This window comes from Bacteroidota bacterium (genome assembly GCA_013360915.1).
Lineage (GTDB): Bacteria > Bacteroidota > JABWAT01 > JABWAT01 > JABWAT01 > JABWAT01.
Window position 1 is genome coordinate 21,611 of sequence record JABWAT010000025.1, and the last position, 7,725, is coordinate 29,335.

Consider the following 7,725-nt stretch of genomic DNA (forward strand, 5'->3'; position numbering starts at 1 on the left):
TTTACAGATGGTCTTCGGTGTAGGGAAATTCGCTGAGCAGATGGTCAATGATTTCCTGGTGATCAAAGGCCAGAACCGGCAATTTGCTGACCGGGTACCACCGGGCATTGGCAGCATCATCACCTGCCCGGGTCTCGGCCTCTGCATGTTCCCAATCGATGCGGCCGATGAATAAAACTGTGATCACCCGTCCGCGGGGATCTCTGCCGGGATCGCCATACGTCCAGAAAGGCTCGATCCCCACATCATGAATTCCGGTTTCTTCCTTCAGCTCACGCAGGGCCGATTGTTCCAGGGTTTCTTCCATGTCAATAAATCCGCCGGGCAGGGCCCAGTGGTATTTAAAAGGCTCATTTTTCCGTTCGATGAGAAGCACATGCCACTGTGAATCCTTGTGGGTAAACAAGGCCACATCAACTGTGACCATCGGACGTGGAAAATCGTAGGTAAAGGTTTGCTTAGGGTTTTGCATTCAGCACCTCGGCCAATTGATTAAGGAAAGAGGGGTTCGAGTCGGTCACCTGCACCCTGATGGGTTCTGGTGCCTTCGTGTCCTGAAAGGCGGTAAACAGCTGAAAACTGAGTCGCCGGTAAGGAATTTTATAGGAAGCAGCCTGCAATGAATGAAGCGAGAGAACCTGAACCTTTTCGCTGATGGCTGCATTCAGCAGGGTTTTTAACGCCATGGCCACCGTTTCAGGGCGGGTATCGGTGAGCTGCCAGTGGTAAATGGAAGCAATACGGCGCATGGCCAACCGGTAACTGCCTGTGATGAACGGCGTGATATCCTCCTTTTTCCGGTTGATTTCACGCTCAAGATCCTTTCCGCCGTTTGCCATGATCTGCCGGGGAAGACCGCTGTTGTGGCGGTCTCCCGGCCGGCAGGGGCAAATCAGCAGATCGGTGGGTACAGTCAGCACATCGCCCGGTGAGAGGGTGATGATCCAGTTACCGATCCGGGTAGTCCGGGTGGTTACCTCGGTTTCAGTCAATGATGTTCAACCGATTCTGCGGCCGGTTTGTCACCATAATCCTTGTGGGGTGCATGGGGTTGCCATCCATAAGTGAAGAGGAGAATAAAGAAACCAATGACGTATGCGGCAGCAACAAACCAACCATGTTTGATCCAGGCGGCGACCGATTTGGCTTGCGGAAATTTGTTCGAAATGGCCACACCGGCAGAGGAACCAAACCAGATCATCGATCCGCCATATCCAACTGCATAAGCAAGCATTCCCCAGTCATATCCACCCTGATCCAATGCCAGCTTGGTGAGAGGAATATTATCAAAAACAGAAGAAATGAATCCGAGCGCAAAGGCGGTAAACCACGAAGCAGGTGGAAGTTCATCTACCGGCATCATCGAGGCACACATGACCAGCATCAGCAGAAAGAGTGAACCGGTAAAGGCATGCTTCAGTTCCACCCAATCGGTGTGGGTGATCAGTGCACCCAACAGGATGGCAATCCAGACCCCGGCCGCCGGAAGGTCCATGTAAATGTTGGTCAGAATGGCACCAATCAGGATGGCAAATACCACGATCAGTTTCCTGATGTCGACTTTTTCAGATATGTTGGCATCTTTTACAATGGGCTGATAGGTGTGCTGCTTTTTTGCTGCGAACCAGGCAAGGAAGAGAAGAGCAGGAACAGCCGCAATGTATGCGTGAAGTACGTCGGAGGCAGCAACGCCATCGATCCACATCATGGTGGTGGTGGTGTCACCAACCACAGATCCGGACCCTCCGGCATTACTGGCGGCAACAATGGCTGCCAGAAATCCGATATCCACCCTGTTTTTGAAAACAACCAGTGCCATTGTACCACCAATCATGGCGGCTGCAATGTTATCGAGGAAAGAGGACATGATGAATACGAAGACTAAAAGAACAAATCCACCCTTCCAGTCATCGGGAAGTATTTTTGGAAGAATGGCAGGAACCTTCGATTCCTCGAAATGTTTGGCCAGAATGGCAAATCCGAGCAACAGGCCAAGCAGATTTAACAGAATTGGCCATTCGCCAGAGCGGTTGTGTTTGTCCAGAAGCTGATCGAGGATCGGTGCATCTCCGAGCAGGTGATGAAGAGGGTCGAAACCCGGGATAAACATTAGTTTGAGAGAGAGAATGGAAACCAACCCGATGAGGGCCACATAAAAGACGTGGTGATGGAACAGGGCAACCCCGATCAGGGTGAGGGCAAAAAGCAGAAATTCAGCGCGGATTCCAAGTACAATCGGGCCGGCCTCGGAAACACCGGTGAGGACCACTGCAAGGAAAATGACAAAAATGGCGAACAGACCAATGATGGCCATGATGTTCTTACTCATACCAAAGCCCCTTCAGGAAAAGTGAAGCCCCAATATAGCAGATTTATGTCTGATTTTCACAGGGGTCCGGAAATGAATAGAACGGGATCCCGACTTGCGTCGGGATGATAGCAAGGTATTTGTGGTTTAAGGTACCGGAATCCTGACCCGTGTCAGGATTCTGGTATATGAATCAGATAAAGAGGTAGGCAACCACAGAAAGAACGATGGTATAGGGCAAAGCCAGTTTAATCATTTCCAGATAAGAAAGATGAATACGGCCGGCAATGGCCGAGGTCAGCAGAAACAAAAAGGCGGCCTGACCGTTCGGAGTGGCCACTGAAGGAATGTTGGTTCCCACATTGATGGCGATGGCCAGGTTGTCGAACTGGGCCCGGTCTATGATTCCGCTGGTAAAAGCGGTCTGAGCTTCCGAAATGTAAATGGTGGCAACAAAGACGTTGTCACTGATGGCGGAAAGAATGGCTGAAGCAATGAAAAACGCATCCATCTGAGCCTCACCCGAAAAGCTGAGGGCCCAATTGCTGATTGGATCGAACAGATGCTGCTGATGGATCATCCCAACCACGGCAAAGAAAACCACCAGAAGAGCTGTAAAAGGAAGTGCTTCCTCAAAAGCCTTTCCGATCTGATGTTCTTCGCTTTTTCCTGTCATGGTGGTGAGGAAAATGATGACCGACAGACCAATCAGTCCCACTTCTGCAATGTGAAGTCCGAGTGCCACCACCAGCCAGACGGCTCCGGCCCCCATCAGCCACAGGTTCAGTTTTTCTGCAGAGGTTCGTTTGGCATCCTGTTCATCCGCAAATTTTTTAATCACTTCACGAACCCGCTCGGGCAACTGATACCCGAATCCGGAAATTTTCAACGCCTCAACCAGAACGCAGGTGAGCAGTCCGGCCGCCAGAACCGGCATGGAAACATGGGCCATTTTGAGGAAAAAGTCCTGGAAACTCCAGCCCATAATCGATCCGATGAGCAGATTCTGAGGCTCACCAACCAGCGTGGAAACCCCGCCAAGGGCCGTTCCCACCGCAGCGTGCATGAGCAGATTCCTCAGAAATCCCTTGTAGTTTTCCAGATCTTCCTTCCCGATGCTTTCACGGGCGGTGTCATCCATGTTGCCCGGAACCCGTTCATGGTAGGAGGCATTGTTATAGATTTGATAGAAAGCCACCGAAACCGCAATAATCACGGCGATTACCGTCAGGGCATCGAGCCAGGCAGACAGAAAGGCTCCCGCAAAACAAAACATCACCGAGAGCAGAATTTTACTTCGGGTTGAGAACAGGATTTTGGTGAACAGCCACGCCAGAAAGTCCTTCATAAAGTAGATACCGGCCACCATGAACATCAGCAGCAGGATCACCGGGAAGTTGGTCTTTGTTTCTGCATAGATCACCTCGGGGGATACCATGCCGATAAAGGCAGTTTCCAGAGCAATGAGTCCTCCTGGCAGAAGGGGATAGCATTTCAGTGCCATGGCCAGGGTAAAGATGAACTGGAGCAGAATCACCCAGCCGGTGGCGAACGGACCAATCAGCAACAACAGAAACGGATTGATCACCAGAAAGCCAAGGATGGTCAGTTTATACCAACGGGGAGAGTGCCCCATGAAGTTATTCAGGAACAGATCAGCCATTCATACCTCCTAATTTAGAAAAAATCTTGAAAGAGCAGGTGGAATGATACTAACAGGAGTCACTCCAAGCAAGAAAAAATCGGGAAACCGGATCGGGTAATCCGGTTCATTAAAGACAGTTAACGGGAAGGTCCCATGCAGACTCCTTCCGGCAGCCTGCACGGAATGGTTTATTCGAGTGTTTTAAAGAAAATGGCAGCCAGAAATCCGAACAGGGTCGACAGGCCGGTGATCGGACCGCCTTTTTCGAATGCTTCGGGTAACATGGTTTCGGCGATCATGGTCAGCATGGCCCCGGCCGCAATTCCTTCAATCAGGGCAAACAGGGAATGCGGAGCTTCCACAAAGAATATGTTTCCGAAATAGGCACCAAAACCGGTGATGATGCAAAGGGACATCCACATCCAGAATATCCGGTTAAAGTGGTAGCCGTGGTGTTTCATGCCGGCCGAACTGGACAGGGCTTCAGGATAGTTTGAAAGAAACAATCCGGCAAGCAGTGAAAAACTGATGGAAGTATGCAGGATGCTTGAGCCGATGACCAGTGATTCGGGTATTCCATCCAAAAGGATTCCCAGCCAGATGGCAAGCGGGGCGCCGCCATGTTCTTTCGCTGCATTGTGCACATCCTGATCGGTCAGATGAAGGGTGTGGGATCTGACCTTTTTTATCATGGATCCGGCCCATTCTGTGGCCGCTGCTTCACTGATCTGCCGCCGCTCTTTCAGGTCGTTCAGGCGTGTGGAAACCATTTGCTCGAAGGCTTGCTGCAGTGAATCGGACCGGCTGATCATCTGGTCAAAATGCTCTTTCAGAATCATCCAGACCTGTACATCGGTGGTGGCAATGGCAGTGGCCGTCCGTGGTGCACCAGTCAGCAGGGCCATTTCACCCAATACATCATGCTGCCCCAGTGTGGCCAGTTTCTTCTGGTTTTCCTTGACGTTGATGATGTCAACCGATCCGCTCAGGATGATGTACATGCTGTCGCCGGGTTCGCCCTGCCGGAGAATCGTGGTCCCCGATGGAAACTGACGTTCAACAATATGAGGTAACAGAGAATCCACCTGATCAGGCGGAAGGGAATGAAAAATCGGGATGGTCGACAGCCGTGAAGCCAGTTTGCGGTAATTGTCCAGTTTCTGTTTCCGGACAAACTTCAGTGTGGTGGCCGCTTTACGCAGAAATCCACCTTTGGAGTTAACGAGGGCATTCAGACCCACATAGAACAGGCCTCCGAGAATGCAACCGCCTGCCAACGGATAAAAGTGCCCTCTGTTGAGCGCAGCACCCACCAGATCGAGGGTCAGCGCAGCCAGCAGAGCACCGCCGCCAAAAGCCATCATACCGGAAATCCAGCGATCGGAAGGTTTCCAGATGAGAATGGTCATGGCGCCGAGCGGCAGGGAGATGGCACTGATAATGCCGAACAGGAAGGCGTCAAAGGAGAGATCGCCAGTCATACCGAGACCTCCTGAAAGTGATTCAGCAATCTCGGCATTCTTTTGTTGTAAAAAGATTAGAGAAGGATTAGAAAACCAGCCAGTGAGACTGGCCGGTTTTCATTCAAATCATCTCTTACAGGTCGAAACGGATTCCCTGTGCCAGCGGAATGGTGGTTCCATAGTTGATGGTGACGGTCTGGCGGCGCATGTAAACTTTCCAGGAGTCGCTGCCCGATTCCCGGCCGCCGCCGGTTTCCTTTTCCCCGCCGAAAGCGCCACCGATCTCGGCGCCCGAGGTGCCGATGTTCACATTGGCGATTCCGCAATCGGAGCCGGCCGGAGACAGGAACAACTCCATTTCACGCATGGAATTGGTGAAAATGGCAGAGGAAAGTCCCTGCTGAACGCCGTTCTGGTAACGGATGGCTTCTTCAATGGTCGAGTAACGGATCAGATACAGGATGGGTGCAAAGGTTTCTTCCTGTACGATGGCCATGTCGTTTCTGGCTTCGCAGATGGCCGGGCGCACATAGGTGCCGGTTTCGTAACCCGGACCCGAGAGCACCTCACCTCCATAAAGGACGGTACCGCCCTGTGCCTTCAGCGAGACGAGGGCATGCTGCATGGTGTTGACTGCGTCCTTATCGATAAGCGGACCCACATGGTTCTTCTCATCGAGCGGATTCCCGATTTTCAGGGTCTGGTAGGCATTCAGCAGGATTTGCTTCACTTTGTCGTAAATCGAGTCGTGAACAATCAGGCGGCGGGTGGTGGTGCAACGCTGGCCGGCCGTTCCGACCGCGCCAAACACGATGGCGGGAAGTGCCAGTTTCAGATCGGCTTCGGGAGAAACGATGATAGCATTGTTTCCGCCGAGTTCCAGAATGGTGCGCGCAAACCGGTCTGCGCAGGCTTTTCCAACCAGTTTCCCCATGCGGGTGGAGCCGGTAGCCGAAATCAGCGGAACCCGGTGGTCTTCGGTCAGCCGCTGGGAAATGTCACGGGTATCACCGATCAGCAGTCCGAAAACACCTTCAGGAACCTGATTGGCCTCTAAGACCGGACGGATAAGTTTCATGGTGGCAATGGCCGACAGGGGCGTTTTGTGCGAAGGTTTCCAGATGGTCACATCGCCGCAAACAGCCGCAATCATGGTGTTCCAGGCCCAGACAGCCACGGGAAAGTTAAAGGAAGTGATGACCCCGACGATACCGAGTGGCTGCCAGGTTTCCATCATCCGGTGGTTCGGCCGTTCCGACGCGATGGTGAGTCCATATAACTGACGCGAGAGTCCCACGGCAAAGTCACAGATATCGATCATTTCCTGAACTTCGCCCATTCCTTCCTGCAAGGATTTTCCCATTTCATAGGAAACCAGTTGCCCGAGGGGTTTCTTGTGCTCGCGTAAGACGTTGCCGATCTGCCGGACGATCTCACCTCGGCGGGGAGCGGGAAGGGTCCGCCAGACCGCGAAAGCGGCTTCGGCGGTTTTCATGACATGATCATAATCGGCAGCGCTGGCTTTGATTACCGTGCCGATAAGCGCTCCATCGACCGGTGAATGAACCGGATAGGACGGATTGGTGGGGGCGGTCTGCCAGTGGATACCGGTACACGATCCCGGATTGGCATCCGACAGCCCGAGACTGGTCAGGAAGGCTTGCATGGATGGTCCTTTTTCATGGTTTGGTTGAAAGCCGGCAAGATACAGAAGCGGCAGGGAAAAGGGAAAGGGAGGTGTGGGAGGGGATCCGTGCCCGATGGGTGCCTTTTTATGGGCAGGTGGTCGGTAGCCACTATTTTTGCAACATGAAAACACTATCCTGGGGCAAACGCCGTCGTTCTATAACTATTGCGGCAATAACCCGGTTAGTTTTACTGATCCGAATGGGGAATGGTTCTGGATGGCTGTGGCGATTGCTAATGGGGCATTTCAAGGACACGAAATTGGGAAAGAAGCTGGCAAAAAAGGATGGGACTTGGCTGGTTATACTTTTCTTGGAGCAGCTATGGGTGGGGCCAGTGGTTTTATAGGAACTGAAATAGAAGCGATGGATTTTATCGGTTCTGGGACTCTGGGGTTGATAGCAAGTTCAACTTATTCTTCATATGGTATGTATGAGTTGTCAGGAAGAACTCGTGAGTTTACAACCAGCGTGGGGTTTGGTTCAATGAAATGGTCAAAAGGTCGTTTTGATTATTTTATGGACGGTAACAACACGGTCCTCGATGATATTGGTTATTTTTTTGGTGGAATGACCAATTTAAGCGAGGGGATACAATACATCGACTCTAAAACAGGATGGGAA

Annotated in this window: 7 protein-coding genes; 1 reads left to right on the plus strand and 6 read right to left on the minus strand. The window is 51.9% G+C overall.

Translation table 11 applies throughout. The annotated features are described in order from the left end of the window. Window position 1: 1 nt before the first annotated feature. The 6 genes from HUU10_14780 to HUU10_14805 all read right to left on the minus strand — a co-directional run bounded on the left by HUU10_14780 (window position 2) and on the right by HUU10_14805 (window position 7,082). Window positions 2–472, minus strand: coding sequence for an NUDIX hydrolase (locus HUU10_14780; GenBank protein ID NUQ82867.1), 471 nt, complete (start codon window positions 470–472; stop codon window positions 2–4). Next, complete coding sequence (locus tag HUU10_14785) at window positions 459–992, minus strand: hypothetical protein (GenBank protein NUQ82868.1); 534 nt, start codon at window positions 990–992, stop codon at window positions 459–461. The genes HUU10_14780 and HUU10_14785 overlap by 14 nt, the downstream gene beginning before the upstream one ends. Further along, the gene (locus HUU10_14790; GenBank protein NUQ82869.1) at window positions 989–2,269 is read right to left on the minus strand and encodes a citrate transporter; all 1,281 of its coding nucleotides are present in this window, start codon (window positions 2,267–2,269) and stop codon (window positions 989–991) included. Before HUU10_14790 ends, HUU10_14785 begins: the two co-directional genes overlap by 4 nt. A 232-nt stretch (window positions 2,270–2,501) precedes the next feature. Beyond that, the gene (gene nhaB, locus HUU10_14795; protein NUQ82870.1) at window positions 2,502–3,971 is read right to left on the minus strand and encodes a sodium/proton antiporter NhaB; all 1,470 of its coding nucleotides are present in this window, start codon (window positions 3,969–3,971) and stop codon (window positions 2,502–2,504) included. 170 nt (window positions 3,972–4,141) lie between these two features. Further along, window positions 4,142–5,434, minus strand: a complete 1,293-nt coding sequence (locus HUU10_14800) for a cyclic nucleotide-binding domain-containing protein (protein NUQ82871.1) — start codon at window positions 5,432–5,434, stop codon at window positions 4,142–4,144. Window positions 5,435–5,549: 115 nt separating this feature from the next. Continuing rightward, a complete protein-coding gene (locus HUU10_14805; GenBank protein ID NUQ82872.1) occupies window positions 5,550–7,082 on the minus strand; it encodes an aldehyde dehydrogenase family protein in 1,533 nt (510 codons plus the stop codon). Window positions 7,083–7,320: 238 nt separating this feature from the next. Here HUU10_14805 and HUU10_14810 point away from each other — a divergent pair. Next, window positions 7,321–7,725: hypothetical protein (locus HUU10_14810; protein NUQ82873.1), on the plus strand; the 405-nt coding region annotated here is incomplete at its 3' end.

Bases quoted from the DNA above. Each gene is read 5' to 3' on its own strand.
- HUU10_14780 (NUQ82867.1), bottom strand. From the start codon at position 472: ATGCAAAACCCTAAGCAAACCTTTACCTACGATTTTCCACGTCCGATG.
- HUU10_14800 (NUQ82871.1), bottom strand. From the start codon at position 5,434: ATGACTGGCGATCTCTCCTTTGACGCCTTCCTGTTCGGCATTATCAGT.
- HUU10_14805 (NUQ82872.1), bottom strand. From the start codon at position 7,082: ATGCAAGCCTTCCTGACCAGTCTCGGGCTGTCGGATGCCAATCCGGGA.
- nhaB (NUQ82870.1), bottom strand. From the start codon at position 3,971: ATGGCTGATCTGTTCCTGAATAACTTCATGGGGCACTCTCCCCGTTGG.